Annotated in this window: 37 protein-coding genes and 1 tRNA gene; all 38 read right to left on the bottom strand. The window is 51.0% G+C overall.

The genetic code is table 11. From position 1 onward, the window contains the following. Nucleotides 1–14: 14 nt before the first annotated feature. Complete coding sequence (map, locus tag FJ147_04545) at nucleotides 15–782, bottom strand: type I methionyl aminopeptidase (GenBank protein ID MBM4255149.1); 768 nt, start codon at nucleotides 780–782, stop codon at nucleotides 15–17. Further along, nucleotides 779–1,444 (bottom strand): adenylate kinase, encoded by a 666-nt coding sequence (locus tag FJ147_04540; GenBank protein MBM4255148.1) that lies wholly within the window; start codon nucleotides 1,442–1,444, stop codon nucleotides 779–781. The genes map and FJ147_04540 overlap by 4 nt, the downstream gene beginning before the upstream one ends. Next, on the bottom strand, nucleotides 1,444–2,766 hold the full coding sequence (secY, locus tag FJ147_04535; GenBank protein MBM4255147.1) for a preprotein translocase subunit SecY: 1,323 nt from the start codon (nucleotides 2,764–2,766) through the stop codon (nucleotides 1,444–1,446). The genes FJ147_04540 and secY overlap by 1 nt, the downstream gene beginning before the upstream one ends. A 2-nt stretch (nucleotides 2,767–2,768) precedes the next feature. Next, nucleotides 2,769–3,209 carry a 50S ribosomal protein L15 gene (locus FJ147_04530; GenBank protein ID MBM4255146.1) on the bottom strand — a complete coding sequence of 147 codons (441 nt, stop codon included), beginning with the start codon at nucleotides 3,207–3,209 and terminating at the stop codon, nucleotides 2,769–2,771. Then, on the bottom strand, nucleotides 3,199–3,399 hold the full coding sequence (rpmD, locus tag FJ147_04525; protein MBM4255145.1) for a 50S ribosomal protein L30: 201 nt from the start codon (nucleotides 3,397–3,399) through the stop codon (nucleotides 3,199–3,201). Before rpmD ends, FJ147_04530 begins: the two co-directional genes overlap by 11 nt. Before the next feature lie 16 nt (nucleotides 3,400–3,415). Beyond that, the gene (locus tag FJ147_04520; protein ID MBM4255144.1) at nucleotides 3,416–3,913 is read right to left on the bottom strand and encodes a 30S ribosomal protein S5; all 498 of its coding nucleotides are present in this window, start codon (nucleotides 3,911–3,913) and stop codon (nucleotides 3,416–3,418) included. A 22-nt stretch (nucleotides 3,914–3,935) separates the two neighbouring features. Continuing rightward, entirely contained in the window at nucleotides 3,936–4,304 is a 369-nt protein-coding gene (locus FJ147_04515) for a 50S ribosomal protein L18 (GenBank protein MBM4255143.1), read from the bottom strand. Nucleotides 4,305–4,313: 9 nt separating this feature from the next. Beyond that, nucleotides 4,314–4,859: a 50S ribosomal protein L6 gene (locus FJ147_04510; GenBank protein MBM4255142.1), complete on the bottom strand. Its 546-nt coding sequence runs from the start codon at nucleotides 4,857–4,859 to the stop codon at nucleotides 4,314–4,316. Nucleotides 4,860–4,886: 27 nt separating this feature from the next. Further along, nucleotides 4,887–5,282: a 30S ribosomal protein S8 gene (gene rpsH / locus FJ147_04505; protein MBM4255141.1), complete on the bottom strand. Its 396-nt coding sequence runs from the start codon at nucleotides 5,280–5,282 to the stop codon at nucleotides 4,887–4,889. Nucleotides 5,283–5,294: 12 nt separating this feature from the next. Then, complete coding sequence (locus FJ147_04500) at nucleotides 5,295–5,480, bottom strand: type Z 30S ribosomal protein S14 (protein ID MBM4255140.1); 186 nt, start codon at nucleotides 5,478–5,480, stop codon at nucleotides 5,295–5,297. A gap of 6 nt (nucleotides 5,481–5,486) precedes the next feature. Beyond that, a complete protein-coding gene (gene rplE, locus FJ147_04495; protein ID MBM4255139.1) occupies nucleotides 5,487–6,029 on the bottom strand; it encodes a 50S ribosomal protein L5 in 543 nt (180 codons plus the stop codon). 2 nt (nucleotides 6,030–6,031) lie between these two features. Next, nucleotides 6,032–6,352: a 50S ribosomal protein L24 gene (locus FJ147_04490; GenBank protein MBM4255138.1), complete on the bottom strand. Its 321-nt coding sequence runs from the start codon at nucleotides 6,350–6,352 to the stop codon at nucleotides 6,032–6,034. Between the two features lie 9 nt (nucleotides 6,353–6,361). Next, nucleotides 6,362–6,730 (bottom strand): 50S ribosomal protein L14, encoded by a 369-nt coding sequence (gene rplN / locus FJ147_04485; protein ID MBM4255137.1) that lies wholly within the window; start codon nucleotides 6,728–6,730, stop codon nucleotides 6,362–6,364. A 21-nt stretch (nucleotides 6,731–6,751) separates the two neighbouring features. Then, nucleotides 6,752–7,018, bottom strand: coding sequence for a 30S ribosomal protein S17 (rpsQ, locus tag FJ147_04480; GenBank protein ID MBM4255136.1), 267 nt, complete (start codon nucleotides 7,016–7,018; stop codon nucleotides 6,752–6,754). After that, nucleotides 7,015–7,218, bottom strand: coding sequence for a 50S ribosomal protein L29 (locus FJ147_04475; GenBank protein MBM4255135.1), 204 nt, complete (start codon nucleotides 7,216–7,218; stop codon nucleotides 7,015–7,017). The genes rpsQ and FJ147_04475 overlap by 4 nt, the downstream gene beginning before the upstream one ends. Then, the gene (rplP, locus tag FJ147_04470; protein MBM4255134.1) at nucleotides 7,208–7,633 is read right to left on the bottom strand and encodes a 50S ribosomal protein L16; all 426 of its coding nucleotides are present in this window, start codon (nucleotides 7,631–7,633) and stop codon (nucleotides 7,208–7,210) included. The genes FJ147_04475 and rplP overlap by 11 nt, the downstream gene beginning before the upstream one ends. A 12-nt stretch (nucleotides 7,634–7,645) precedes the next feature. After that, a complete protein-coding gene (gene rpsC / locus FJ147_04465; protein MBM4255133.1) occupies nucleotides 7,646–8,308 on the bottom strand; it encodes a 30S ribosomal protein S3 in 663 nt (220 codons plus the stop codon). An 11-nt stretch (nucleotides 8,309–8,319) separates the two neighbouring features. After that, a complete protein-coding gene (locus tag FJ147_04460) occupies nucleotides 8,320–8,655 on the bottom strand; it encodes a 50S ribosomal protein L22 (protein MBM4255132.1) in 336 nt (111 codons plus the stop codon). An 11-nt stretch (nucleotides 8,656–8,666) separates the two neighbouring features. Then, nucleotides 8,667–8,963, bottom strand: coding sequence for a 30S ribosomal protein S19 (gene rpsS / locus FJ147_04455; GenBank protein MBM4255131.1), 297 nt, complete (start codon nucleotides 8,961–8,963; stop codon nucleotides 8,667–8,669). A 6-nt stretch (nucleotides 8,964–8,969) separates the two neighbouring features. Further along, on the bottom strand, nucleotides 8,970–9,794 hold the full coding sequence (gene rplB / locus FJ147_04450) for a 50S ribosomal protein L2 (GenBank protein MBM4255130.1): 825 nt from the start codon (nucleotides 9,792–9,794) through the stop codon (nucleotides 8,970–8,972). 3 nt (nucleotides 9,795–9,797) lie between these two features. After that, complete coding sequence (locus FJ147_04445; GenBank protein ID MBM4255129.1) at nucleotides 9,798–10,091, bottom strand: 50S ribosomal protein L23; 294 nt, start codon at nucleotides 10,089–10,091, stop codon at nucleotides 9,798–9,800. After that, nucleotides 10,088–10,726 carry a 50S ribosomal protein L4 gene (gene rplD, locus FJ147_04440; protein MBM4255128.1) on the bottom strand — a complete coding sequence of 213 codons (639 nt, stop codon included), beginning with the start codon at nucleotides 10,724–10,726 and terminating at the stop codon, nucleotides 10,088–10,090. Before rplD ends, FJ147_04445 begins: the two co-directional genes overlap by 4 nt. Before the next feature lie 2 nt (nucleotides 10,727–10,728). Next, nucleotides 10,729–11,367 (bottom strand): 50S ribosomal protein L3, encoded by a 639-nt coding sequence (locus tag FJ147_04435; protein ID MBM4255127.1) that lies wholly within the window; start codon nucleotides 11,365–11,367, stop codon nucleotides 10,729–10,731. Between the two features lie 14 nt (nucleotides 11,368–11,381). Then, nucleotides 11,382–11,690 carry a 30S ribosomal protein S10 gene (gene rpsJ, locus FJ147_04430; GenBank protein MBM4255126.1) on the bottom strand — a complete coding sequence of 103 codons (309 nt, stop codon included), beginning with the start codon at nucleotides 11,688–11,690 and terminating at the stop codon, nucleotides 11,382–11,384. Nucleotides 11,691–11,723: 33 nt separating this feature from the next. Next, nucleotides 11,724–12,914 (bottom strand): elongation factor Tu, encoded by a 1,191-nt coding sequence (gene tuf / locus FJ147_04425; protein ID MBM4255125.1) that lies wholly within the window; start codon nucleotides 12,912–12,914, stop codon nucleotides 11,724–11,726. Between the two features lie 181 nt (nucleotides 12,915–13,095). Continuing rightward, nucleotides 13,096–13,566: a 30S ribosomal protein S7 gene (gene rpsG, locus FJ147_04420; protein MBM4255124.1), complete on the bottom strand. Its 471-nt coding sequence runs from the start codon at nucleotides 13,564–13,566 to the stop codon at nucleotides 13,096–13,098. Nucleotides 13,567–13,592: 26 nt separating this feature from the next. Continuing rightward, nucleotides 13,593–13,964 (bottom strand): 30S ribosomal protein S12, encoded by a 372-nt coding sequence (locus tag FJ147_04415; protein MBM4255123.1) that lies wholly within the window; start codon nucleotides 13,962–13,964, stop codon nucleotides 13,593–13,595. Between the two features lie 22 nt (nucleotides 13,965–13,986). Then, nucleotides 13,987–18,075 (bottom strand): DNA-directed RNA polymerase subunit beta', encoded by a 4,089-nt coding sequence (rpoC, locus tag FJ147_04410; GenBank protein ID MBM4255122.1) that lies wholly within the window; start codon nucleotides 18,073–18,075, stop codon nucleotides 13,987–13,989. Between the two features lie 18 nt (nucleotides 18,076–18,093). Then, nucleotides 18,094–22,215: a DNA-directed RNA polymerase subunit beta gene (gene rpoB / locus FJ147_04405; GenBank protein MBM4255121.1), complete on the bottom strand. Its 4,122-nt coding sequence runs from the start codon at nucleotides 22,213–22,215 to the stop codon at nucleotides 18,094–18,096. A 27-nt stretch (nucleotides 22,216–22,242) separates the two neighbouring features. Continuing rightward, entirely contained in the window at nucleotides 22,243–22,641 is a 399-nt protein-coding gene (locus FJ147_04400; GenBank protein ID MBM4255120.1) for a 50S ribosomal protein L7/L12, read from the bottom strand. Nucleotides 22,642–22,681: 40 nt separating this feature from the next. Next, entirely contained in the window at nucleotides 22,682–23,197 is a 516-nt protein-coding gene (locus tag FJ147_04395) for a 50S ribosomal protein L10 (GenBank protein MBM4255119.1), read from the bottom strand. Between the two features lie 26 nt (nucleotides 23,198–23,223). After that, a complete protein-coding gene (locus tag FJ147_04390) occupies nucleotides 23,224–23,934 on the bottom strand; it encodes a 50S ribosomal protein L1 (protein MBM4255118.1) in 711 nt (236 codons plus the stop codon). A 1-nt stretch (nucleotide 23,935) separates the two neighbouring features. Beyond that, on the bottom strand, nucleotides 23,936–24,361 hold the full coding sequence (gene rplK, locus FJ147_04385; protein ID MBM4255117.1) for a 50S ribosomal protein L11: 426 nt from the start codon (nucleotides 24,359–24,361) through the stop codon (nucleotides 23,936–23,938). A gap of 15 nt (nucleotides 24,362–24,376) precedes the next feature. Next, the gene (gene nusG, locus FJ147_04380) at nucleotides 24,377–24,916 is read right to left on the bottom strand and encodes a transcription termination/antitermination protein NusG (protein MBM4255116.1); all 540 of its coding nucleotides are present in this window, start codon (nucleotides 24,914–24,916) and stop codon (nucleotides 24,377–24,379) included. 19 nt (nucleotides 24,917–24,935) lie between these two features. Continuing rightward, nucleotides 24,936–25,148 carry a preprotein translocase subunit SecE gene (secE, locus tag FJ147_04375; GenBank protein ID MBM4255115.1) on the bottom strand — a complete coding sequence of 71 codons (213 nt, stop codon included), beginning with the start codon at nucleotides 25,146–25,148 and terminating at the stop codon, nucleotides 24,936–24,938. A 38-nt stretch (nucleotides 25,149–25,186) separates the two neighbouring features. Further along, nucleotides 25,187–25,260 (bottom strand) — tRNA-Trp (locus FJ147_04370). Between the two features lie 7 nt (nucleotides 25,261–25,267). Further along, entirely contained in the window at nucleotides 25,268–25,420 is a 153-nt protein-coding gene (gene rpmG / locus FJ147_04365) for a 50S ribosomal protein L33 (protein MBM4255114.1), read from the bottom strand. Between the two features lie 30 nt (nucleotides 25,421–25,450). Then, a partial coding sequence (locus FJ147_04360; GenBank protein MBM4255113.1) for a hypothetical protein occupies nucleotides 25,451–25,570 on the bottom strand: 120 nt, incomplete at its 5' end.

The raw sequence follows: 25,570 nt of genomic DNA, 5'->3' as shown, positions 1-25,570 counted from the left end.
CCTCGTACATTACTTCATAACCGAGAAAGAACTTGTGGTCCTTTCTCGGTAATCGCCACTGAGTGTTCAAAATGTGCAGACAAACTGCCATCCTTTGTCACGGCCGTCCATCCATCACTCTTCAGCATGACATCCGCTTGGCCAGCGTTAACCATAGGTTCAATGGCAATCACCATGCCTTCGCGTAGGCGTACGCCTCGACCAGGAGCACCGTAGTTTGGTACTGGCGGATCTTCGTGTAGTCGTCGACCAACACCATGCCCAACAAACTCACGTACCACGGAAAACCCGTCTTTTTCTACACGCTCTTGAATTGCTGCAGAGATATTTCCCAACCGACTTCCCACTTGAGCCTGGGCAATTCCTTCTTCTAAAGCTGCTGCGGTCGTTTCAATTAATCGCTTCGCCTTCTCTTCCACGCGACCAAGGGCGAACGTAACCGCCGCATCGCCATAAAAATCGCGATAAATCACACCAAAATCGAGACTGACGACATCTCCTTCTCGGATGGTACGTTGTGCGGAAGGAATGCCATGTACCACCTCGTCGTTCAGCGAGATACAGATGGTCGCGGGGAACGGCACGGTCCCGTTACGCATCTGATATCCTTTGAAGGCAGAGCGGGCACCTTTCTTCTTGATCAGATCAGAAGCGACCCGGTCAATCTCCCCTGTTGTAATGCCGGGACGGATATTTTCCCGCAACTCCGCCAGGATTTCACTGACGATACGATTCGCAGTACTCATAATCTCGACTTCCTGGGGAGATTTAAGGAAGATCATGAGACAGCTGCAGGTTTTAGGCTTTTAATTGTTTTTGTAATCCGATCCAATACTTCTTCAGGTTTCCCAGTACCATTAATGTCATGCAAGAGTGAACCCTGTCGATAATACGAGAGCAACGGAGCCGTCGATCGTTCGTACACTTCTAACCTAGCGTTAACAGTTTCTGCCTTATCATCATTACGCTGATACAACTCTCCCTGACAGGTATCACACATCCCAGTTTTCTTCGGTGGACTAAACAATTCGTGATACATCGCCTGACACGACCGACAAACCCAGCGTCCCCCGAGGCGAGCGAAAAGATCGCCCCGCGGAACCACAATACTCACAACCGCGTCAAGACGTTGGTTGTGTCGCACAAGCTCCTTACTCAGCGCGTCAGCCTGGGCGATGGTGCGAGGAAAACCATCAAGCAAGAATCCAGGGGTACAGTCTGGCTTTTGGATGCGTTCTGCGACGAGGTCTGTCACAAGTTGATCGGGAACCAACTCGCCTTTATCCATGAATCCCTGTGCTTGTTTACCGAGCGGAGTTCCGGCTTTTACCGCTTCACGCAGAAGGTCACCAGTCGAGATTTGTGGGATGCCAAAGGTTCCCTGCAGGACTCGCGCTTGTGTCCCCTTTCCAGCACCAGGGGGACCGACTAGTACAATGCGCATCAGTTCATCCTCCCAGGCGTGCGTCCCCGCAACCGTCCACGTTTCATAAATCCTTCGTAATTACGCGCAATGATTTGCGTCTCAATTTGCGCTACCGTATCAAGTGCAACACCAACAACAATCAGCAATGCTGTGCCACCAAAGAAGAATGGCACATTCAAAGAGCCGATCAGCAGCGTTGGCAATACACAGACGAGCGAGATATAAATTGCGCCACTTAATGTGATACGGCTGAGGATACGGTCCATATATTCAGCAGTCCGCTGTCCAGGTCTAATGCCGGGTATAAAGCCACCATTCTTCTTCATGTTGTCGGCAACATCCACAGGATTAAAGACAACTGCCGTGTAGAAGTAACAAAAGAAAATGATCATCGCGACGTACAGGATTTCATACATCCAGTTTCCGGGGGTCAAAGCGTCGCCCATAGATTTCAACCACGGAGCATCAGAAAATCCCGCAATAGTCGCAGGAAAAACGAGGACAGAGGATGCAAAAATCGGCGGAATCACGCCAGCCGTGTTAATTTTCAATGGCAGGTGCGAAGTTTGACCACCATAGACTCGCCGCCCAACTACGCGTTTGGCGTATTGTACCGGAATACGTCGATGGCCTCGCTCCATGACAATCACGGCCGCAACAACGGCAACCATTAACACAAGAAGCAGGAGGACAATAAAGATACTTAGTTCGCCCTCTCGAACGAATTCCATCGTCGACGTAATGGCTGAAGGAATACTCGCGACAATACCAGCAAAAATGATAAGCGAGATACCATTACCAATGCCGCGTTCAGTAATCTGTTCGCCAAGCCACATGATGAACGCGGTCCCTGCAGTTAGGGTAATCACTGTCATCAGACGGAATTCCCAGCCAGGATTGTAGACTACTGACCCGCCGCTGGGGGTACTAATTTGCTCCAGTCCCATGCTAATGAAAAGCCCTTGTAATAGCGCTAAGGCGATCGTGCTGTACCGTGTATATTGAGTAATTTTTCTTCGCCCTAACTCTCCCTCTTTCGACAACCGCTCCAATGGAGGTAAGACGACGGTTAAAAGCTGAAGGATAATCGATGCGCTAATATAGGGCATGATGCCCAGCGCAAAGATAGAAAAGCGCTCAAGCGCTCCTCCTGAGAAAAGATTAACCAGGCCAAAGACGGTATTGCGTGCTTGCTCGAAAAAGTTGGCAAGCGCTTGCCCATCAATGCCCGGCGTAGGGATCGCAACGCCGATACGGTAGATAGCGAGTAACGCGAATGTAAAGAAGATCCGCTTGCGCAGCTCTACTATTTTCGTTGCGTTTTGAAAACCTTCAAGCATTGTCAGATGACCTCAGCAGTACCGCCGAGCGACACAATTTTTTCCTGTGCTTGTTTACTAAACGCTTGGGCTTTCACAATCAGCGATTTCGTCAGAGTCCCATCCGCTAAGATCTTAACCTTTTTCTTGGTGTTTTTCACTAGTCCAACTTCAACGAGCTTTGCTGCGTCAACTACAGAGCCAGTATCGAATCGTTCGAGGCTGCCAATATTAACAATGTTAAACTCTTCCCGGAAGATGTTATTAAATCCGTACTTTGGTAATCTTCGAGACAACGGCATCTGTCCACCTTCATACCCTGGAGGAGTATTGCCGCCAGACCGAGAGCCACGCCCTTTGTGACCTTTCCCCGAAGTCTTCCCATGCCCTGAACCAGGGCCACGCCCAATGCGTTTTCTTTTTCTTGTCGCTCCCGCCGCTGGGCGAAGATTACTAAGATCCATGTTCTTTTACCTCGATGAGATGCTCAACCGTACGCAACCGACCTTGTAGCGATGGGGAGTCATGGCGCAGGGTCGTCTTCTCTCTATACGTTAGTCCCAGCCCACGTAAAGTTTCACGCTGCCGGCGAGTGCACCCTATCCCGCTTCTCTTTAGGGTAATTTGCAGAACTTTCCCTTTTGCTTCAGACATAATAGCCTTCACTCTTCTAGCGAATTTCAGCGACACTCTTACCTCTGCGTTCAGCAACTTGCCCAGGAACGGAGAGAGATCGTAGCGCCTCAAGCGTGGCTCGGACCGAGTTATGCGGATTGGTCGATCCTAGACACTTCGTGAGGGCATCTTTTACGCCAGCCAGTTCCATAACCGCTCGGACACCTCCGCCAGCAATAAGGCCAGTTCCTTGCGAGGCAGGCTTAATAAATACTCGACCAGCGCCATGTTTCCCGATCACTTCATGTGGGATCGTCCCTTCTGCAAGCGGGACCTGAATAAGGGATTTCTTTGCTTGTTCGATGCCTTTGCGAATCGCTTCAGGAACCTCGTGGGCTTTTCCCAAACCGTACCCGACATGGCCTGAGCCGTCACCAGCAACAACGACGGCGCTAAAACTAAATCGGCGTCCACCTTTCACCACCTTACTCACACGGCTAATGTGGACCACTTTCTCTTTAATCTCGAGCCCGTCGGAGTTAATCCGTTCGATAATTTCAGCCACTCGCTACTCCTTAGAATTGCAATCCGCCTTCGCGTGCCCCATCTGCTACTGCTCGGACACGGCCGTGATATAAGAAACCATTACGGTCAAAAACAACCTGTGAGATGCCCTTTTCTTGACACTTGCGGGCAATAAGAGCACCGACCTCTTTGGCGGCGTCAACGGTCGCAGTCTTCTTAGCGGCTCCTCGCAATTCGGATGAGAGCGTAGAAGCGGACGTCACCGTCGTGCCACTTTCATCAGAAATGACTTGGGCATACATGTGTCGTCCACTGCGATAAATGCTTAACCGGGGACGTACATTGGTTCCGTGTATCTGATCGCGAACACGTTTTTGTCGTAAAGAGCGAGCGCGTTCTCGCGAGTTTGTCCGTGCCATACGTCTGACCTATTTCGCCCCAGCTGTCTTGCCGGCCTTTCTACGAATCGTTTCTTCGGCGTACTTAATACCTTTTGCTTTGTAAGGATCAGGTGGGCGCAGACGCCGAATCGCAACTGCGACTTCACCCAGTAATTGCTTATCTATCCCTTCCAACGTAATGACGGTCTGGCGTTCGATCTTAGCCTGGATCCCCTCCGGAAGTTGGAACAGAATCGGATGCGAATAGCCGAGACTGAACTGAACACCAACCTTACCCACAGCTTCAGCTCGATAGCCGACACCGCTGATCTCAAGGGTGCGTGTAAAGCCTTTGCTTACCCCTTCGACCATGTTGGCAATCATCTTTCGCGTCATGCCATGAATCGCCTTAGCTCGCCGCGTTTCTTCAGAACGCGCGACGACAATACCGCCATCCTTCATTTCAACACTGACACAGGGGTCAATCGCAACCTCAAGTTGCCCTTTCGCTCCCTGGGCGGCGATTTTTCCGTCTTGTACGGAAACCTTCACCTTATCTGGTACCGGCACTGGCCAGCGTCCAATACCTGCCATTTTTCCGTTTCTCCTCTCGCCAGAGTCTTACCACAAGCTACACAGAATCTCGCCACCGACATGTTGTTTTCGAGCTTCCCGGTCAGCCATGATACCGCGGGAAGTCGATAGAATATTAACCCCAAGCCCATTTTGCACGAGGGGAATGTTATTCGTTCCTGTGTAGGTTCGTAAACTCGGCTTACTAATGCGCTTTACTCCACGTAACACTGGTTTCCCTGCGGCATCGTACTTGAGCCAAATACGGAGCTGAGGGCGCCCTTGCTCTTCAACTTTCGCATATTCTTTGAGAAACCCCTCTTCAATAGCAACCTTGATGATAGCTTCTTTGAGGCGTGACCACGGTACATTCACTCGTTCCTTGTGGGCATGTAAACCGTTTCGAACGCTGGTCAGCAAATCAGATATGGGGTCAGTGCACATCTGTCATCCTCCTTACCAACTCGCTTTAGTAAGACCAGGAATCTGTCCCTTAAGCGCGTAGTTACGCAGACAGATGCGACACATGCGAAAGCGGCGATAGAAAGCCCGTGGACGTCCGCACAGACCACAACGATTATGTTGGCGGACCGAGAATTTTGGCTTGCGTTGAGCTTTAACTCGTAAACAGGTTCGTGCCATATAGTATTAACTCCGAAACGGCATCCCTAGTGCACGTAAGAGCGCACGTCCTTCAGCGTCCGTCTGCGCTGTGGTTACAAAGGAGCACGTAAAGCCTTTCACTTGTTCGACTTTATCAATGTTGATCTCAGGAAAGATAACGTGTTCGCGAATACCTAACGAATAGTTACCACGTCCATCGAACGACTTGTCCGAAATTCCCTGGAAATCGCGAACGCGCGGTAAAGCGACGCTCACGAGACGATCAAGAAATTCATACATGCGGTCTCCCCGTAATGTGACCGCACAACCAATCGCTACGCCTTCGCGCAACTTGAAGTTAGCAATCGATTTATGAGCCTTTGTCACCACAGGTTTTTGTCCCGTGATTTGTGTAAGCTCAGCGACCCCTGTCTCAAGCACCTTGGCATTCTGGACTGCATCTCCCAAGCCCATGTTCACAACGATCTTTACGAGCCGCGGAATCTGCATCACGTTACCGTAGCCAAGCTCCTGCTTAAGAGCAGAAACGACTTTCTGTCGATAGAACTCTTTGAGACGTGCTGCCATAATTATTTATCCAACAATTCGTTACACCTGCGGCAGAATCTCCCCTTATTGCCATCTTGGAGTATACGTGTCCCAACACGGACCGGTGCATTACAACGTTCGCACATCGGCATCAGATTCGAGAGATGAATGGGAGCTTCCTTCTCTATGATTCCACCTGGACTTTGCGGGCCGCGCGGTTTCGCATGTCGTTTCACGACATTCATACGCTCAACCACCGCACGGTTTTCTTCGGGGATCACACGTAAGACCTTGCCGATCTTTCCGTGTTCCTTGCCGGCAATTACCATCACCGTATCGTTCTTTTTTATTCGCGCTAACATGGCAATCCCTTACAATACTTCCGGTGCCAGAGAGATAATCTTCATAAATCGCTTCGCTCGCAGCTCGCGGGCGACAGGACCGAAAATACGAGTTCCGATCGGTTCACGTTGATTATCGAGCAACACAGCTGAGTTGTTATCAAAGCGAATATACGACCCGTCCGGACGCCCTACTTCTTTGGCCGTACGTACGATAACGGCTCGCATGACATCCCCTTTTTTCACCTTCGCATTGGGGATCGCTTCACGTATGGAAACGACAATCTCGTCTCCAATTGACGCGTAACGTCTTCGCGTCCCGCCGAGCACGCGTACACAGCGAACTTTCCGTGCGCCAGAGTTGTCGGCCACGTCCAAAATGGTCTCAACCTGAATCATAGTCTACATCTCCCTGGCCACTTATCCTGCAGTTGCTGATTTGAGGATCGAGCGCACCAGCCAGCGTTTCTCTCGACTCAACGGCCGGGTCTCGACAATGGTTACTTGGTCACCGGTGTGACAACGGTTCTCGGGATCGTGAGCTTTATATTTTTTCCGTTGCCGAACATATTTTTTATACACAGGGTGCTGGACGAAGCGTTCGACCATAACCACCACGGTCTTATCCATCTTGTCGCTAACGACAATCCCCTGTCGTTCTTTTTTCTGCCCTGGCACGATAGCTATTCTCCTGCAGCCCGACGACTGCGTTCTTGTCGGATCGTCTTGATCCGTGCGAGATCACGCCGGAGGTTACGCACGTGCATTGGATTCTCTAGTTGCCCGGTTTTGCGACGAAAGCGTAACCGGAAGAGCTCTTCTGCCGTGTCTTTCTCTTTTTGTTCTGCTTCATTCTCAGTTAAATCGCGGATTTCTTTAGCTCGCATAGGTTGCTCCGCGGCGTTCACAAAATTGGGTACTGACGGAGAGTTTATGCGAAGCCAAACGCAACGCTTCTTGCGCAACATCTCGTGGAATTCCTTCCATCTCGAAAAGCATGCGCCCTGGCTTCACTGGAGCGACCCATCCTTCCGGTGGCCCCTTTCCTTTTCCCATTCGCGTTTCTGCCGGTTTCTTCGTTATCGGTTTGTCTGGAAAGATGCGCACCCATACACGGCCACCACGTTTCACGTGACGCGTTAACGCAACGCGTGCCGCTTCAATCTCTCGCGCACTAATCCAACCTCGTTCAAGCGTCTTGAGACCAAAATCACCAAACGCAAGGGAACTACCACGATGGGCATCTCCATAGAGTCGCCCTCGCATTTGTTTCCTATGCTTAACTTTCTTCGGCGCTAGCATGATCCTGACTCCTTAGGCACTCACTGCTGTCCGCTGTTGCTCTTCTTCGCGAGTGATGATCTCTCCTCGCATGATCCACACCTTGACACCAATGATGCCATAGGTGGTTTTTGCTTCAGCTACGCCGTAACTGATGTCTGCACGAATCGTATGGAGCGGGACGCGCCCTTCACGGTACCACTCAGTGCGTGCAATTTCTGCTCCAGCTAATCGCCCTGAGCATCGCACCTTGACCCCTTGTGCCCCCATACGAATGGCACGCGCCACGCTTTCCTTCATCGCGCGACGAAATGCGACACGACGTTCAAGTTGTAACGCAACGTTTTCTGCGACGAGCTGCGCATCAAGGTCAGGGCGACGAACTTCGTGAATGTTCAGGTACACTTCTCGATCTGATAATTTGGCAAGTTCGGTTTTGAGTTTTTCAATCTCCGCACCTTTTTTGCCAATCACGATTCCTGGACGAGCAGTATGAATATTAATTTTCGCCTTGTTCGCTGCTCGCTCGATCTCTACTTTGGCGATCCCAGCGTGCTGCAAACGTTTCTTGATGAAGTTGCGAACCTTGATGTCGTCATGCAGAAAAGGAGCGTATTCTTTTTCTGCGAACCAGCGCGACTCCCATCCTTCAATAACGCCCAGGCGAAAGCCTTTTGGGTGTACTTTTTGCCCCATGCTCGACTCCCTTACTCCCGTTCTTCGACGATAACCGTAAAATGACTCGTCCGCTTACGGATTGGTGTAGCGCGACCATGCGCCCGCGGAGTGAAACGCTTCCATGTCGTCCCACCGTCGACGTACGTCGCTTTGACGTATAACTTATCAGGGTCAACGTTCTGCGTATCAGTGGCATTCGCAACCGCAGAGCGCAGTGTCTTTGCCAGCAATCGTGCCGCTTTCTTCGGTGTGAATTGCAGGATGGCGAACGCTTGTTCGACTTGTTTGCCGCGAATAAGATCCGCAACCAGGCGACCTTTTTGCGGAGAAATGCGCACCTGGCGCAACACTGCCCGTGCTTCCATGATGTTCGCTCCTATCCTTTTGCTGACGCTTTCTTGACTTCACCTTTGCGGTCGCCTGAGTGACTGTAAAAGGTTCGAGTCGGAGAGAACTCACCCAGTTTGTGACCGACCATATTCTCGGTGACATACACCGGCACGAATTTTTTACCGTTGTGCACCGCAAACGTATAGCCGATCATTTCAGGAATAATCGTCGAACGTCGCGACCAGGTTTTCACTACCTGTTTGTTACCACTGGAAGTAAGTGCATCGACTTTTTTCAGCAAATGATCGTCGACAAATGGTCCCTTTTTTACCGAGCGCGGCATAGTGGTCTACTTCTTCTTTCTTTTCTGCATGATGTATTTATCAGTCCGCGGATTTTTTCTTGTTTTATATCCCTTTGCTAGGACTCCCCACGGACTCTGTGGATGATTTCCTTTTCCACGTCCTTCGCCGCCACCCATAGGGTGATCGACCGGGTTCATTGCTACACCACGTACGTGCGGGCGACGACCGAGCCAGCGCGAACGACCAGCTTTCCCGATGGAGATATTCTCATGGTCGAGATTGCCCACCTGACCAATTGTGGCTTTACACTTGATGTGAACTCGACGGACTTCTCCAGAAGGAAGTTTCACAGCAGCATAGTCGCCTTCCTTCGCCATCAATTGCGCAGCCGCACCAGCACTGCGAACCAGTTGCCCTCCCTTCCCCAGCTTCAGTTCCACGTTGTGAATCATCGTGCCGAGTGGGATATTACTGAGGGGTAGAGCGTTCCCTGGCTTAATGTCAGCCTCTTGACCTGACATCACCGCATCACCAACCGAGAGTCCAACCGGGGAGAGAATGTAACGTTTCTCACCATCAACGTAGTGAAGTAGCGCAAGGTGGGCCGACCGATTCGGGTCGTATTCAATAGCAGCGACTTTGGCGAGAATCCCATCCTTTTCTCGGCGAAAGTCGATAATCCGATAGCGGCGTTTGTGTCCTCCACCACGGAAACGAGTAGTGACACGGCCACGGTTATTGCGGCCACCGCTTTCGTGGCGCGGGGCAAGGAGAGAGCGTTCCGGCGCTTTTTTGCTCAGGTCACTAAAGTCAACGACACTCTGGAAACGCCGCGCTGCAGACGTTGGTTTGTATTGTCTTACGGCCATAAGCTAGGCCCCCTCAAAGAAGTCGATGTGATTGCCCTCGGCAAGGGTAACGTAGGCTTTTTTCCAGGCGGGCCGTCGTCCTGCAGACTTACCGACACGACGTTGTTTCCCCAAATACTGAATTGTATGAACCTTCTGGACTTTCACTTTAAACAGGGTCTCGACCGCTCGCTTAATTGTCCCTTTATCCGCCTCAGGGCGTACACGAAAAATAATCTGATTCCCAGTCTCGTTCACGAGCGTCGATTTTTCGGTAATGAGCGGCGCTGTGAGGACCGAATAGAGATCTTTGCTCATGCCGCAAGCCTTTCGTTTACTTTATGAAATGCGGCTTGCGTAAAGAGCACTTGTTTGTAGTGCAGCAAGTCGTACACGTTGATTCCTTCACATCGCAACACCTTCGCCCACGGGATATTCCGGGTCGCTCGCTCGATTTGCTCGTTTGCTTCAGCAATGACGACCAGTACGCTCTGTCCAAGTTGTAAGCGGGAGAGGAACTCAACCATCTTCTTGGTTTTGACTTCCGGTAAATTGATGTCGTTGACGACAAAGAGCGTTCCCGTGCGATGTTTATCCGCCAAAGCAGCCTTTAACGCCGTCGCCCGGGCACTCTTTGGCAATCGATAAGCGTAGGATCTCGGCTGCGGACCAAAAATAGTGCCTCCACCAACCCAAATAGGCGATCGCGTGCTCCCAGATCTGGCTCGGCCAGTTCCCTTTTGTCGCCAGGGCTTCTTGCCTCCACCACTCACAAAGCCACGAGTCTTCGTTGCGGCAGTTCCTGCACGCCAGCCAGCACGCTGCATTCTGACTATTTCATAGAGCAGATGCTCACGCGCGGGTTGCTGTGCGATCTCTGCAGGTAGCTCTACCTCACCAACAGTTTCTCTTTCCGGCGACAGCACCGGAATACGCTGCGCTTGCCCTTCCATCGTTATTTCTTTCCTACTTTTGCTTTGCGTACGAGGACAATTCCTCCGGTTGCCCCAGGAACCGCACCACGGACAAACAATAAGTTACCATCGTCTCGCACTTCAACGACGCGAAGATGCAACTGCGTCATGCGATCGTTGCCATATTGGCCAGCCATCCGTTTGCCTTTGAAGATGCGGCCAGGAAACGATCGGTTCCCGATTGACCCACCGTGACGAAAGTACTCGTGTGTCCCACGTCCATCAGGGAAGCCCGCCATGCCGTGCCGTTTCATGACACCGGTATACCCACGTCCTTTGGTCTTACCAATGACGTCAACAACTTCCCCCGGCTGAAAGAGAGAAGCGACGGTAACAGCGCTCCCTACTTCATACTGATCGACATCATCGGTGCGAAACTCACGCAGCACTGAAAACGGTTCTGCGTTGGCTTTTTTACAGTGTCCGATCAATGGTTTTGTTGCCCGCTGTAACTTCTTCTTGCCGAATCCCAGTTGGATGGCTGAATATCCATCCCGTTCGTTGGTTTTCTTTTGCACAACCGTACACGGTCCGGCTTGAATAACCGTTACTGGAGTGAGCGTTCCATCAGGGGCAAAGATCTGCGCCATCCCTAGTTTTTTGCCAATAAGACCGATCATAACGACGCGCTTCCTTACTGAAGCTTGATTTCAACGTCAACGCCAGCAGCTAATTCAAGCTTTCCCAAAGCATCAATGGTCTGCTGTGTTGGATCAAGAATGTCAAGTAATCGTTTGTGGGTGCGAATCTCGAACTGTTCGCGAGATTTTTTATCCACGTGCGGAGAACGGTTCACAGTGAATCGCTCAGTCCGTGTCGGCAAGGGAATTGGCCCCGCCACCCGTCCACCGGTACGCCTTACCGTCTCAGCAATCTCTTTCACTGAAGTGTCTAACACTCTGTGATCGTATGCCTTGAGACGGATACGAATTTTTTCGTTCATCGTAGCCATAACATCAACATCATTCAGCTAACGTCACTGGAGGATTTTAGTGACGACTCCAGCGCCTACCGTGCGCCCCCCCTCGCGAACCGCAAACCGTAACCCCTCATCCATCGCAATCGGGGTTAGCAGTTCAACTACCATCCGCGTATTGTCCCCCGGCATCACCATCTCCACCCCCTCCGGTAACGCCACCGACCCCGTCACGTCCGTCGTGCGGAAGTAGAACTGCGGCCGATACCCATTGAAAAACGGCGTGTGCCGCCCCCCCTCTTCCTTGGTGAGGACATACACCTCCGCTTCATACTTCGTATGCGGCGTAATACTCCCCGGCTGCGCTAACACCTGCCCCCGCTCTATGTCCTCCCGCTTCACCCCGCGCAAGAGACACCCCACATTATCCCCCGCCACCCCCTCATCTAACACTTTGCGAAACATCTCCACGCCCGTGACCGTGGTCTTCACCGTCGCCTTGATCCCCACTATCTCCACTTCCTCCCCCACCTTCACCTTCCCCCGCTCTATTCGCCCCGTCGCCACCGTCCCACGTCCAGAAATCGTAAACACATCCTCCACCGACATCAAAAACGCTCGGTCCACATCCCGCTTCGGCTCCGGAATGAACGAGTCTACTGCTCCCATGAGTTGCATAATCGACGGCTCCCCCAACTCCCCCTTGTCCCCTTCAAGAGCCTTCAACGCACTCCCTCTGATGATCGGCGTGTCATCCCCTGGAAACTCATACTTCGAGAGCAACTCCCGCATCTCTAACTCAACCAGATCCAACAGCTCCCCATCATCCACCATGTCCACCTTGTTCATGAACACCACAATCGCCGGCACTCCCACCTGACGGGCTAAGAGAATATGCTCCCGCGTCTGCGGCATCGGCCCCTCACTCGCCGCCACCACCAGGATCGCCCCGTCCATCTGCGCCGCCCCCGTGATCATGTTCTTGATATAATCCGCATGCCCCGGACAATCCACATGCGCATAATGCCGCTTCTCCGTCTCATACTCCACATGCGCCGTATTGATCGTGATCCCCCGCTCCCGCTCCTCCGGCGCCTTGTCGATCTGATCAAACGGCACGAAATTCGCCATCTTCTTGTCCGCTAACACCTTCGTTATCGCCGCCGTCAACGTCGTCTTCCCATGATCAATATGCCCTATCGTCCCCACATTCACATGCGGCTTCGTCCGCTCAAACCGCGCCTTACCCATCGCTTCACTCCTTTTACGCTAAAGTCAGTAAAAAGAAATTCTTAGAAAAGACGGGTCCTGGGGTTGTTACTTTTGAGAATGTAACAACCTCGTTCGCCGCTTCTACCTGTTGTTATTCTTTTTGGAAAGCCGCAATTGTAGTGGCTATTTCAGAAGAGTCAACGGCGGTCTAGATTATCACTTACCAACGGTAGTGTGCAAATGCCTTGTTGGCTTCTGCCATACGATGCGTATCTTCACGCTTCTTTACTGCTCCCCCACGATTTTGCGACGCTTCAAAGAGTTCGCCTGCAAGTTTCTCCTGCATGTTTTTCTCCGGTCGTGAACGAGCAGACTGCACCAGCCAGCGCATAGCAAGAGAATTTCTCCGATTGGTCCGCACCTCTACTGGCACTTGGTAGGTAGCTCCACCGACCCTCCGCGACCGGACTTCGACAATGGGTTTCACGTTATCGAGCGCTTTACGGAAGGTTTCTAGAGAATCGTCGTTGATTCGCTTCCCGAGTATGTTAAGCGCTCCGTACAGAATTCGCTCCGCTGTACCCTTCTTCCCACCGTCCATCATCATGTTGACGAATTTTGCCACAATCACATCCCGATACTTGGGGTCGGGAATAATATCTCTACGTGGGGCAGGCCCTTTACGCGGCATACTGATATCCTCCTTGGCCTGTCTCGCTATTTCGGTTTCTTTGCTCCATATTTGGATCGTCCTTGTTTACGGTCCTGAACTCCGATCGAATCCAGTGTGCCGCGAATGATGTGATAACGAACACCTGGTAAGTCTTTGACTCGACCACCACGAATAAGCACGACGGAGTGTTCTTGCAAGTTGTGGCCGATGCCTGGGATATAGGCTGTGACTTCGATGCCATTCGTCAAACGTACACGAGCAACTTTTCGTAAGGCGGAATTGGGCTTCTTGGGTGTAGTCGTATACACACGTGTACATACCCCTCGCCGTTGCGGACAGGCCTGCAAGGCGGGTGTCGTGCGTTTTGCCTTTTGTTGCTCTCTTCCTTGACGAATAAGCTGCTGAATCGTCGGCATGCGATCTCCTTCTCCGATTTCCTTATGCTCCCATTGCCCTGGAAGGAGACTGCTCGTCACCCTCGCCTTCAGCGGTGTGCATAATCGACTTGTTATATGTTAGCGTTCCGGTCCCTGCAGGAATGAGGCGTCCCATGATGACATTCTCTTTCAGCCCTAAGAGCATGTCGATCTTGCCATGAATAGCCGCCTCAGTGAGGACTTTCGTGGTTTCCTGGAACGAGGCGGCAGAAATGAAGCTATCCGTCGAGAGACTGGCCTTGGTGATACCCATGAGCAAAGACTTCGCTTCCGGAGGTTTTCCTCCCTGAGTAAGGATCTTCTCGGTTTCTTCCTGGAAGCGCCACTTTTCGACTTGCTCGCCAATGAGAAAATCAGAATCTCCCACCTCAGTGACAGCCACACGGCGCATCATCTGCCGGACGATCACCTCGATGTGCTTGTCATGGATACGGACACCTTGCAGGCGATAAATCTCCTGTACAGAATCAACCAGAGACTTCGCCAGCTCTTTTTCTCCCAAGACACCTAAGATGTCATGGGGGTTCGAGGAGCCGTCCATCAGCGCTTCACCAGCCCGAACATGGTCACCTTCACGAACGCTGATGTTTTTCCCACGTGGGATGAGATACTCACGCGGTTCTCCCACTTCTGGAGAAATCACAACTTTGCGTTTCCCTTTTGTATCTTTCCCGAATGACACTATACCTTCGATCTCACTAATGACCGCAAATTCTTTCGGTTTGCGCGCCTCGAACAGTTCGGCAACCCGAGGCAAACCACCTGTGATATCTTTCGTTTTGGTTGTTTCTCGTGGAATCTTGGCGACGACATCACCAGCTGATACCTTTTGCCCTTCAACAACGTTCAGGTTCGCACCGACCGGAAGAACGTACCGAGCCTCGTTCCCGTTCATGAGTTTCGCTACTTTTCCAGCCTCATCGACGATGGAAATTCGTGGCCGTACGTTGGGGTCACGGTAGTCGACAATCACTCGACTCGACAACCCAGTTCGTTCGTCCACTTTCTCCTGCATGGTGCGCTCATCAAGGTCACTGAAACGCACCTCACCGCCGAGTTCAGTCAGAATCGGTATGGTAAACGGGTCCCATTCTGCAATGAGGTCCCCAGCTTTGACCCGTGCGCCATCCTTCTTCTTGAATCGCGCTCCATACACGATCGGGTAACGTTCGCGCTCGCGTTCTCGGCCAGGTTCAGGTGAATCAACAATGATTACTTCACCGTTACGGTTGATCACAACAAGATCACCATCGCGGCTCGTAACAGTCTGAAGATTCACGAAGCGAAGAATACCCTCGTTCCGTGGGGTCAGTGTCGTTTGCTCTGCACGCCGGCTCGCCGCGCCACCAAAGTGGAAAGTCCGCATGGTCAACTGCGTCCCTGGCTCACCAATTGACTGAGCAGCAATGATACCTACTGCTTCTCCCATGTTCACGATACGCCCACGAGCAAGGTCACGACCATAGCACCGGATACAAATACCCCGCCGCGCTTGGCAGGTTAAGGCAGAGCGGATGCGGACACGTTCGAGTCCAGCATCCTCGATTAACTTGACGCGCTCTTCATCAATCTCTTCGTTGGCATAGACGAGCGTTTCGTTGGAGAAAGGATCGCGAACATCTTCCAATGCGACACGGCCAAGGACCCGTTCGCCGAGACCTTCGATGATTTCCCCACCTTCGACCAGAGGGGTCATCTCGATCCCGTCGATTGTTCCACAATCTTCCTCACTGACGATCGAATCCTGGGCGACATCGACCAAACGGCGAGTGAGATATCCAGAATTCGCTGTTTTCAAAGCAGTGTCTGCCAACCCTTTGCGGGCACCGTGCGTAGAGATGAAGTATTGCAACACCGACAACCCTTCACGGAAATTCGCGGTGATCGGGGTTTCGATGATTTCGCCTGAGGGCTTGGCCATCAAGCCACGCATACCCGCAAGCTGACGAATCTGCTGCGCACTGCCACGAGCACCAGAATCAGCCATGATGTAGATCGGACTGAAACCTTTGCGATTTTGTTGCAGCCCCTTGAACATTTCGTTGGCAACTTCATCGGTGACCGCAGCCCAGGTATCGACGACTTTGTTATGACGTTCACCGTCCGTGATAAGACCTTTAGTATACTGATCCTGAATTTCTTCCAGTGACCGCTGCGCTTCGCCCAGCAATTTTTCTTTTGCTGGCGGAATCGCCATATCTTGAATGCCAATCGAGATACCAGCTCTCGTGGCATACTCAAAGCCAAGGTCCTTCAAACGATCGGCGAAGATCACGGTAGCCTTGTTTCCTGACTTGCGGAACGCACTATCAATCAGTGAGCCGAGTTCCTTTTTCTTCATGACACGGTTCACCTCAGAGAAAGAAATCTCCGCCGGAACAATGTCATAGAGAAGCGTGCGGCCAACTGTAGTTTCAGTCATTTCCCCGTGGATACGAACTTTGATACGCGCCTGCAATTCAACCGCGCGTTGATCATAGGCGATCCGGACTTCATCAGGGTTGCTGAAAATCTTGCCTTCACCAAGTGCACTGGGCTTCTCGCGTGTCATGGAGTACAAACCCAAGACAATATCCTGCGTTGGACCGATGATCGCTTTGCCATGCGCAGGTGAGAGGATGTTATTTGTCGACATCATCAACCCACGGGCTTCAACTTGCGCCTCGACCGATAACGGAATGTGCACCGCCATTTGGTCGCCATCAAAGTCGGCGTTATAAGCCATACAGACAAGTGGATGGAGCTGAATGGCTTTCCCTTCGATGAGTGTCGGTTCAAAAGCTTGAATCCCCAAGCGATGCAACGTTGGTGCACGATTGAGTAAGACGGGATGTTCCCGAATCACTTCATCAAGAATATCCCAAACTTCTGGTCGCTCTTTCTCGACCATCTTCTTGGCACTCTTAATAGTCGTTGTATGCCCACGCTCTTCGAGCTTGTTGTAGATAAAAGGCTTGAACAGCTCGAGTGCCATGTGTTTCGGCAACCCGCACTGATGGAGACGCAATTCAGGACCGATAACAATAACCGAACGGCCAGAGTAATCGACACGTTTGCCAAGCAGGTTCTGGCGGAAACGGCCCCCTTTCCCTTTCAACATGTCGGAGAGGGATTTCAACGGGCGCTTATTTGGGCCACTGAGTGGGCGACCACGCCGACCGTTATCAAACAGCGCATCGACCGCCTCTTGCAACATGCGCTTTTCGTTGCGCACGATAATGTCGGGGGCGCTGAGTTCGATCAATCGCTTGAGCCGGTTATTCCGGTTAATCACCCGACGATAGAGATCATTCAGATCCGAGGTCGCAAATCGGCCACCATCGAGCGGCACGAGCGGACGCAAGTCTGGCGGGATGACAGGTAAAACTTCGAGAATCATCCACTCAGGTTTGTTGCCTGAGTGTCGAAACGCATTAAGCACTTTAAGGCGTTTGGCGATCTTCTTACGACGAGCTTCACTGGAAGTTTCCACCATTTCGATACGTAAATCTTCAGAAAGCTTCTCCAGATGCAGGTCGCGAAGCAGCTTACGAATCGCCTCAGCACCCATTTCTGCGATAAATGTCCCTGGCCCATGCTCCTCTACAAGTTTGCGATAGCGGGTTTCACTTACCAATTCTTTCTTTTTGAGTGGCGTGGTACCAGGATCAACAATGATATACGACTCAAAATAGAGGACGCGCTCAAGCTCCTTTAGGGTCATATCGAGCAACGTCCCAATCCGACTGGGTAAGCTCTTGAGAAACCAAATATGCGCCACCGGGCTCGCCAAATCGATATGGCCCATCCGTTCACGACGCACTTTTGATTGAATAACTTCGACACCACATTTTTCGCAGACAACACCGCGATGTCGCATGCGTTTATATTTTCCGCAATTGCACTCATAGTCTTTGGTCGGGCCAAAGATTTTAGCGCAAAATAAGCCATCGCGTTCTGGCTTGAAGGTTCGATAGTTAATCGTTTCCGGTTTTTTTACTTCGCCATGCGACCACGAACGAATCAAATCCGGTGATGCTAAGGACACGCGGATAGCATTAAAACGGAGCGGATTTTGTGGTTTCTCAAACAGACCGAGAAAATCTTCCATGATTCCTCCCCTTGCACCCTAACGTGTTTCTTCCAATAGTTCGACGTTCAAAGCCAAGCTTTGTAATTCACGAATCATCACATTGAACGACTCAGGCAGCCCAGGTTCGAGCACATTTTCTCCTTTGACGATCGCTTCATACATGCGGGTTCGTCCGGCAACATCATCAGATTTCACGGTAAGCATTTCTTGTAGGCTGTATGCGGCTCCGTAGGCTTCCAGAGCCCAGACCTCCATTTCTCCAAGGCGTTGTCCACCAAATTGCGCTTTTCCACCCAGTGGTTGTTGAGTGACCAACGAGTACGGGCCAGTCGAACGAGCGTGAATCTTATCTTCAACCAAATGGTGAAGTTTTAAGATATACATCACACCAACAGTCACGGGTTCGGCAAATGGTTCACCAGTCCGTCCATCGTAAAGGATCGTCTGCCCCGACTCCGGCAGTCCTGTTCGTTTGAGGAAGGAAACGATCTCTTCCTCAGTTGCACCATCGAACACCGGAGAAGCAATGTGCACTCCGTGTTTGGCGCGTTTTGCGACCCGCCGCAAGTCTGTTCCAGAAAGCGAGTCGATGACGTGGGTAAAACCTTCAGCTTGGCCGTAGACTTCTTTCAGATGTTTGCGCAATCCTTCATCGTGGCTTTTGCCGTTCTGCTGGGCACTTTCCTCTTCCAGTTGCTTACCAACCGTATGAATTGCCCATCCAAGGTGGGTTTCGAGAATCTGTCCCACATTCATACGTGACGGAACCCCAAGAGGGTTAAGAACGACATCAACAGGTGTCCCATCTGCTAAACAAGGCATATCTTCTTCGGGCAGGATACGAGAGAGAACCCCTTTGTTTCCGTGCCGCCCTGCCATTTTGTCTCCCACCTGCAATTTGCGCTTGATGGCGACAAAGACCTTCACCATCTTTATGATTCCAGGCGGCAGCTCATCTCCACTCTTAATCTTCTCAATCCGTTTATCGAAATCCTCACGGATCTGGTTGATCTGCTCTTCCATCGCTTCGACAGTACGAGTGAGTTCTTCTTCGACTTTTTCGTTCTCGACTTTGATCCTTCCCCACACTGACGAAGGTACTTCGTTGAGCAATTCTTCCGTAACTTCTTTTCCCTTTGGAATGAGGATACGTCGAGAATCGTCATCACTGATTCGAATCGCCGCTGTTTGCCCAATCAGCAGATCTTTAATCTTCCCGAGGGTGCTCTCCTTGATGATACGGACTTCTTCTTCTTGATCCTTTTGCAGTCGTTGGACTTCTTCGTCTTCGATACTACGACTGCGGTCGTCCTTCACTACTCCTTTGCGCGAGAAGACTCGTACATTAATGATGGTTCCTTCCACGCCTGGAGGGACACGGAGTGAGGTATCTCGCACCTCCCCGGCCTTCTCACCAAAGATGGCGCGTAGCAATTTCTCTTCAGGAGAGAGTTGCATTTCTCCTTTCGGAGTAATCTTACCGACGAGAATATCTCCTGGTTTGACCTCAGCCCCAATCCTGACAATACCACTTTCATCTAAATCCTTGAGCGCTTCTTCTCCGACATTGGGAATATCTTGGGTGATTTCTTCTGGACCAAGCTTCGTGTCTCGGGCTACACATTCAAACTCTTCGATATGCACAGAAGTGAAGACATCTTCGCGTAGCAGCCGTTCACTCACTAAAATCGAGTCTTCAAAGTTATACCCGCCCCAAATCATGAAAGCGACGAGGACATTTCGCCCGAGGGCCAGTTCTCCCATGTCGGTTGCTGGGCCATCTGCAAGAACATCCCCTGCCTGTACTCGATCTCCAACAACGACAACAGGTTTCTGGTTGACGCAAGTACCCTGGTTTGAACGTTGATACTTCGTGAGCGAATAAATATCGATACCAACATCACCAGGACCGGCTGGAGCATCGGCTTTCAGCACAACACGGGCAGAATCTACACTTTCAACAATGCCACTTCGCCGGGCAACAACTGTCGCACCAGAGTCGCGTGCAACGACTCGTTCCATACCAGTGCCGACTAGAGGCGCTTCTGTGCGTAGCAACGGTACTGCTTGCCGCTGCATGTTCGAACCCATCAAAGCGCGATTCGCGTCGTCGTGTTCCAAGAAAGGAATCAAAGCAGCGGCAACGCTGACTAACTGTGTTGGTGCAACGTCCATGAGCTGTGTTTGCTGTGGCCGCACCATAACGAACTCACCACCCAATCGAGCTGAAATAAGCTCTCCAGTTAAGACACCACGCTGACCGATAGGTACGTTGGCTTGGGCAATCGTCTGGCTCTCTTCTTCAAGAGCAGACAGATAGCGAACTTTATCCGTCACCCTACCGTTGTCGACTTCACGATAAGGGGTTTCGATGAATCCGAACTCATTCACACGCGCGTAGGTCGAGAGACTAGAAATTAGCCCGATGTTTGGCCCTTCAGGAGTCTCGATCGGACAGACGCGACCGTAGTGCGTAGGATGGACGTCGCGCACTTCAAAACCAGCTCGCTCACGTGTGAGTCCACCAGGTCCAAGCGCTGACAAGCGGCGTTTATGTGTCACCTCGGATAGCGGATTCGTCTGATCCATGAATTGGGAAAGTTGGCTGGAGCCAAAAAATTCTTTTAACGCAGCAGACACCGGCTTGTAATTCACCAACTCTTGCGGCATCAACGTCTCGACATCTTGTAGGCTCATGCGTTCTTTCACTGCACGTTCCATACGAACCAGACCGATGCGAAACTGATTCTCGACAAGTTCACCGACAGCACGAACACGACGGTTCCCTAGATGGTCTATGTCATCGACAACGCCATTGCCGTTTTTCAATTCAATTAAATAACGAACGACTTCGAGAATATCCTCTCGTCGAAGCGTTCCCTGATCGATAGGAGCGGTAATCCGCAGCTTGTGGTTGAGTTTAAGCCGTCCAACCCGCGAGAGGTTGTACCGTTCAGGGTTAAAGAACAAGTTGTGGAAAAATAACGTAGCTGCTTCGATAGTTGGCGGATCTCCGGGCCGCAGTCGCCGATAAATCTCAATAACGGCTTCCTCAGGAGAGGGGATTTTATCTTGCAGCAATGTATTACGCAGTGATGGACCGATGTGCGAGTCATCAATGAAGAGCACTTCAATCGAAGAGACACCACGGTCAACCAGCTGGTCGAACTGTTCTTGAGTAATTTCTTGATTACATTCGACCAGGACTTCTTTGGTTTTCGGATCAACAATATCGTGTGCTGCGATATTCCCAATCACTTCTTCAACAGTAATGGGAATCTGCTCGACCCCCGCGGTCTCCAGTTGTTTGAGCAACCCACGGGTGAATTTCCGACCTTCTTTGACGATCAGGTCATTAGACTCTGGATGGCGGACATCTTTACTCGCACGGATACCAACTAGTTGTTCAGGTTTGAACACTTTAGAGACGGAACGTCGTCCCTCAACAAGGATAGTATCTTTCTTGTAAAAATAATTAAGCAGGTCTTCCGTCGACATGCCCAAGGCTCGTAACAGCACTGTGGCATGGAACTTACGACGCCGATCAATACGCACATACAGAATGTCGCGCGGATCGAACTCGAAGTCGATCCATGACCCTCGATAAGGAATGATGCGAGCCGAGAAGAGTAACTTTCCACTCGCGTGCGTTTTCCCCTTATCGTGGTCAAAGAACACTCCGGGGGAACGATGCAACTGGCTCACAATCACGCGTTCAGTCCCGTTGACCATGAACGTCCCGTGGTTGGTCATGAGCGGCAATTCGCCAAAATACACTTCTTGTTCTTTGACGTTTTTAATAGTACGAGCGCCAGTTCGTTGATCGACATCCCACAACACCAATTGAATAGTCACCTTCAAAGGGACCGCGTAGGTCATCCCTCGTTGGTGACATTCTTCAACCGTGTATTTCGGCTCTCCGAGTGCATAACTCACAAACTCGAGTGATGCAGTTTCGTTGAAATCTTTGATCGGAAAAACCGAGCGAAAGACTCCCTGCAATCCCGAATCGTTCCGCTGCTCTGGAGCTACATTGACTTGCAGGAACTCATCGTATGAGTGTCGTTGAATCTCCAGTAAATGCGGAATGTCAATAATCTTACCGATCCGGCCAAAAGGTCTCCGAAAGCGGAAGTTATTTGCCAGGTGGAGGGCCATTCGTTTCTCCTTACGGTCAAGGTGCAACTACTTCAATTCAACTGTCCCGCCAGCTTCTTCCAGTTTCTTTTTCATTTCTGCAGCTTCTGCCTTGGCAACAGCTTCCTTCACCGTCTTAGGAGCGCCATCGACAAGATCCTTGGCCTCTTTCAAGCCTAGGCCAGTAAGCTCACGCACCACTTTAATGACCTGAATCTTCTTATCACCAGAGCCAGTGAGTACGACATCAAAGTCTTCCTTCTCAACGGCAGCCGCTGGTGCAGCACCGGCAGCAGCAGGAGCACCCGCTCCGGCAACAACAACTGGGGCAGCAGCAGTCACTCCCCATTTCTCTTCAAGTTTCTTCACTAAGTCAGCAATTTCGAGGATGGTGAGCCCAGAAAGGGTCCCAACAATCTCGTCCATCTTCTCCGGCGTAAGGGCCATACGTTCCTCCTTAAAACAGTTCCAATACAAATAGTGAGGTTTATTCTAATTGTGCTTTTCGCGCATCCAGAACACGAGCAAGTTGCCCACCAGGGGCAGCGAGTGTGCCCACAAGCTGAGAGGCTGGGCGAGATAAAAGGCCCAGAAGCTGCGCACGCAGAGCTTCACGGCTGGGCAACTGCGATAAGGCTTCGACTCCAGAAGCTAGGAAAAATTGCCCATCGGTGACTCCACCTTTGACGACAAACTTCTGATTTTCTTTTGCGTAGCGAGTGACAATCTTGGCGAGGCCAATTGCGTCCCCGTAGCCGATTGCGATCCCATTCTGACCGGTCAATATTTCTTTCAGAGAAAGGTACGGAGAACCTTCAATCGCTAACTCGATCAAGGTATTCTTGGCGACACGATATTCGCCAGCGACTTCGCGCAATTCCTTGCGTAACGCACTGATTTCGGCAACCGTCAGCCCTTTATACTCAGCAACGATCGCTGTTGTCGCCTTTCCTAAAAGCGCTTTGAGATCATTGATCTCTGTCTCTTTTTCTCGTTTATCCATAGTTATGAATCCTGCCAGTATCCAGCTTACGCTGCAGCGTGTTGAGTCACAGAGACTGGATCAACCCGTACCCCAGGTCCCATTGTCGAACTCACAGCAACGCGCAACAGGTAGGTTCCCTTTGAAGAAGATGGCTTCGCACGTACCACACTCGTCAACAGCGACATCGCATTGTCGACAAGCTGCTCCTCAGAGAAAGAAGATTTCCCAACTGGCACGTGAACATTGCCAGCTTTGTCAACGCGGTATTCAACCTTACCGCCTTTAAGTTCTTGAACGGCTTTGCCCACATCCATCGTTACTGTACCAACCTTCGGATTAGGCATTAAACCACGTGGACCAAGAACTTTTCCCAATCGCCCGACAACACCCATCATATCTGGAGTAGCAATCGCTTTATCAAACTCAAGCCAGCCTTCATCAGATATACGTTTGGCCAGTTCTTCAGCTCCAACCACATCGGCCCCAGCAGCCTCAGCCTCACGGGCTTTCTCGCCTTTTGCAAAAACAGCCACTCGTACAGTTTTTCCTGTGCCGTGGGGAAGGATAACTGTGCCTCTCACGTTTTGGTCGGCTTTACGAGGATCGACACCTAAGCGAAGGGCAAGTTCGACGGTTTCATCAAACTTCGCTCTCTTGACCTGGTGAACAAGAGAGATAGCATCCTTTAGTGAGTACAGTTTCTCTCGATCGACTTTTTCCGCTGCAGCTCGGTAGCTTTTGCCTTTGTTCGCCATGTTAGTCCACCACTTCAATGCCCATGCTGCGGGCAGTTCCTTCCACAGTTTTGATTGCACCGTCAATATCTATAGCGTTTAAATCTGGCAGTTTAATTGTCGCAATTTCTCGGACCTGCGCTCTAGTAATTGATCCGGCACTTTTCTTTGCTGGCTCTCCTGATCCCTTCTCTATACCGAGCGCTTTTTTAATGAGGACAGAAGCAGGCGGAGTTTTCGTTATAAAAGAGAAGGAACGATCAGCGTACACCGTGATGACCACGGGAATGATAAGCCCTTGTTGCGCCTGTGTCCGCGCGTTAAAAGCTTTAACGAATTCCATGATGTTCACACCACGTTGCCCAAGTGCCGGGCCTACTGGTGGACTCGGGTTTGCTTGACCCGCTGGAATCTGCAGCTTGACTTCTCCGACAACTTTTTTTGCCATATACGCGTTACCTAGTTATGCTTTTTCTACTTGCACTAGATCGAGTTCAACTGGTGTCGCGCGCCCAAAGATGCTGATAAGCACTCGCAGCTTCCCTTTTTCCGGCTTCACTTCTTCAACGACACCAGTAAAGTCTTGGAAAGGTCCGTCAGTAACCTTCACATTTTCCCCAGTTTCAAAGAGAACCTTGGGTTTCGGACGTAGAGTCCCTTCCTGTACCTGATGATTGATCTCCAACACTTCGGCTTCTGAGACAGGCGGGATTGTACTCGGATCGTTCGACCCACCAACGAACCCCGTTACCTTGGGCGTAGACTTTACAACGTGCCAGGTCTCGTCGTTCATCTCCATATTGACGAGGATATAACCGGGGAAAAACTTTCGCGCTGAGGTTCGCTTCCTTCCTTTTACGAGTTCAACAACTTGTTCTTCAGGAACGAGAATATCAGCAAAATACTCCTGCTTCCCAAGCGCTCGTATACGCTCTTCTAGTGCAGCTTTTGCTTTACGTTCATATCCGGAATATGTGTGGACGACATACCAGAGCTTGGCCATGGTGATCTCGCGATTTACTTCAGCTTTTCAGAGCCCACTGAAACAATCCAGACAATATCCAATCAACGAAGAATAGATAGAGTGCGATAATAGTCACAAGAGCAATCACCACAATAGTGGCAACTCGTACCTCCTTCCGAGAGGGCCATTGAACACGTTGGAACTCGGCCCAAGCTTCTTGAAGAAAGGATTGAACAGTAAGCGCCCATTCTTTCATTATGAGTGGTACCACCAATGCCAGTTGTTACAAAAATAAGAGAGTTTCATCAGCGGGTCAGGCAGGATTCGAACCTGCAACCCTCGGATTTGGAGTCCGATGCTCTAGCCGTTGGAGCTACTGACCCCTCAGTCTTATACTTTCCCCTCTTTATGAGAAGTATGCGTTCGGCAGAAAGGGCAGAATTTACGAAGAGATACTTTTTCAGTTGTTGTTTTCTTATTTTTTGTTGTGGTGTAGTTTTTCTGCTTACACTGCTCACAAGAAAGCGCAATAAGGTCTCGCATCACGGCCTCCCGTCGAATTAATACTATGGGTCACTGGAGGATTTTAGTGACGACTCCAGCGCCTACCGTGCGCCCCCCCTCGCGAACCGCAAACCGTAACCCCTCATCCATCGCAATCGGGGTTAGCAGTTCAACTACCATCCGCGTATT

Source organism: Deltaproteobacteria bacterium (assembly GCA_016874775.1).
Taxonomy (GTDB): domain Bacteria; phylum Desulfobacterota; class Binatia; order Bin18; family Bin18; genus VGTJ01.
Note: the sequence above shows the minus strand (reverse complement) of the source record. Positions and strands in the feature narration are given on the sequence as shown.

Coding starts and splice junctions, on each gene's coding strand:
- rplP (MBM4255134.1), bottom strand. CDS start 7,633: ATGCTAGCGCCGAAGAAAGTTAAGCATAGGAAACAAATGCGAGGGCGA.
- FJ147_04390 (MBM4255118.1), bottom strand. CDS start 23,934: ATGGCGAACAAAGGCAAAAGCTACCGAGCTGCAGCGGAAAAAGTCGAT.
- rplB (MBM4255130.1), bottom strand. CDS start 9,794: ATGGCCGTAAGACAATACAAACCAACGTCTGCAGCGCGGCGTTTCCAG.
- rpsC (MBM4255133.1), bottom strand. CDS start 8,308: ATGGGGCAAAAAGTACACCCAAAAGGCTTTCGCCTGGGCGTTATTGAA.
- rpsH (MBM4255141.1), bottom strand. CDS start 5,282: ATGTGCACTGACCCCATATCTGATTTGCTGACCAGCGTTCGAAACGGT.
- rpmD (MBM4255145.1), bottom strand. CDS start 3,399: ATGTCTGAAGCAAAAGGGAAAGTTCTGCAAATTACCCTAAAGAGAAGC.
- nusG (MBM4255116.1), bottom strand. CDS start 24,916: ATGGCCAAGCTCTGGTATGTCGTCCACACATATTCCGGATATGAACGT.
- rplE (MBM4255139.1), bottom strand. CDS start 6,029: ATGGCAGCACGTCTCAAAGAGTTCTATCGACAGAAAGTCGTTTCTGCT.
- rpoB (MBM4255121.1), bottom strand. CDS start 22,215: ATGGCCCTCCACCTGGCAAATAACTTCCGCTTTCGGAGACCTTTTGGC.
- tuf (MBM4255125.1), bottom strand. CDS start 12,914: ATGGGTAAGGCGCGGTTTGAGCGGACGAAGCCGCATGTGAATGTGGGG.
- FJ147_04515 (MBM4255143.1), bottom strand. CDS start 4,304: ATGGCACGGACAAACTCGCGAGAACGCGCTCGCTCTTTACGACAAAAA.
- FJ147_04395 (MBM4255119.1), bottom strand. CDS start 23,197: ATGGATAAACGAGAAAAAGAGACAGAGATCAATGATCTCAAAGCGCTT.
- rpoC (MBM4255122.1), bottom strand. CDS start 18,075: ATGGAAGATTTTCTCGGTCTGTTTGAGAAACCACAAAATCCGCTCCGT.
- FJ147_04490 (MBM4255138.1), bottom strand. CDS start 6,352: ATGTTAGCGCGAATAAAAAAGAACGATACGGTGATGGTAATTGCCGGC.
- FJ147_04500 (MBM4255140.1), bottom strand. CDS start 5,480: ATGGCACGAACCTGTTTACGAGTTAAAGCTCAACGCAAGCCAAAATTC.
- secY (MBM4255147.1), bottom strand. CDS start 2,766: ATGCTTGAAGGTTTTCAAAACGCAACGAAAATAGTAGAGCTGCGCAAG.
- rplD (MBM4255128.1), bottom strand. CDS start 10,726: ATGGAAGGGCAAGCGCAGCGTATTCCGGTGCTGTCGCCGGAAAGAGAA.
- map (MBM4255149.1), bottom strand. CDS start 782: ATGATCTTCCTTAAATCTCCCCAGGAAGTCGAGATTATGAGTACTGCG.
- rplN (MBM4255137.1), bottom strand. CDS start 6,730: ATGATTCAGGTTGAGACCATTTTGGACGTGGCCGACAACTCTGGCGCA.
- rpmG (MBM4255114.1), bottom strand. CDS start 25,420: ATGCGAGACCTTATTGCGCTTTCTTGTGAGCAGTGTAAGCAGAAAAAC.
- rpsG (MBM4255124.1), bottom strand. CDS start 13,566: ATGCCGCGTAAAGGGCCTGCCCCACGTAGAGATATTATTCCCGACCCC.
- FJ147_04415 (MBM4255123.1), bottom strand. CDS start 13,964: ATGCCGACGATTCAGCAGCTTATTCGTCAAGGAAGAGAGCAACAAAAG.
- FJ147_04510 (MBM4255142.1), bottom strand. CDS start 4,859: ATGGCAGGTATTGGACGCTGGCCAGTGCCGGTACCAGATAAGGTGAAG.
- rpsJ (MBM4255126.1), bottom strand. CDS start 11,690: ATGAACGAAAAAATTCGTATCCGTCTCAAGGCATACGATCACAGAGTG.
- FJ147_04435 (MBM4255127.1), bottom strand. CDS start 11,367: ATGATCGGTCTTATTGGCAAAAAACTAGGGATGGCGCAGATCTTTGCC.
- FJ147_04460 (MBM4255132.1), bottom strand. CDS start 8,655: ATGGAAGCACGGGCAGTGTTGCGCCAGGTGCGCATTTCTCCGCAAAAA.
- FJ147_04400 (MBM4255120.1), bottom strand. CDS start 22,641: ATGGCCCTTACGCCGGAGAAGATGGACGAGATTGTTGGGACCCTTTCT.
- FJ147_04530 (MBM4255146.1), bottom strand. CDS start 3,209: ATGGATCTTAGTAATCTTCGCCCAGCGGCGGGAGCGACAAGAAAAAGA.
- FJ147_04475 (MBM4255135.1), bottom strand. CDS start 7,218: ATGCGAGCTAAAGAAATCCGCGATTTAACTGAGAATGAAGCAGAACAA.
- rplK (MBM4255117.1), bottom strand. CDS start 24,361: ATGGCAAAAAAAGTTGTCGGAGAAGTCAAGCTGCAGATTCCAGCGGGT.
- rpsS (MBM4255131.1), bottom strand. CDS start 8,963: ATGCCGCGCTCGGTAAAAAAGGGACCATTTGTCGACGATCATTTGCTG.
- FJ147_04540 (MBM4255148.1), bottom strand. CDS start 1,444: ATGCGCATTGTACTAGTCGGTCCCCCTGGTGCTGGAAAGGGGACACAA.
- FJ147_04445 (MBM4255129.1), bottom strand. CDS start 10,091: ATGAGCAAAGATCTCTATTCGGTCCTCACAGCGCCGCTCATTACCGAA.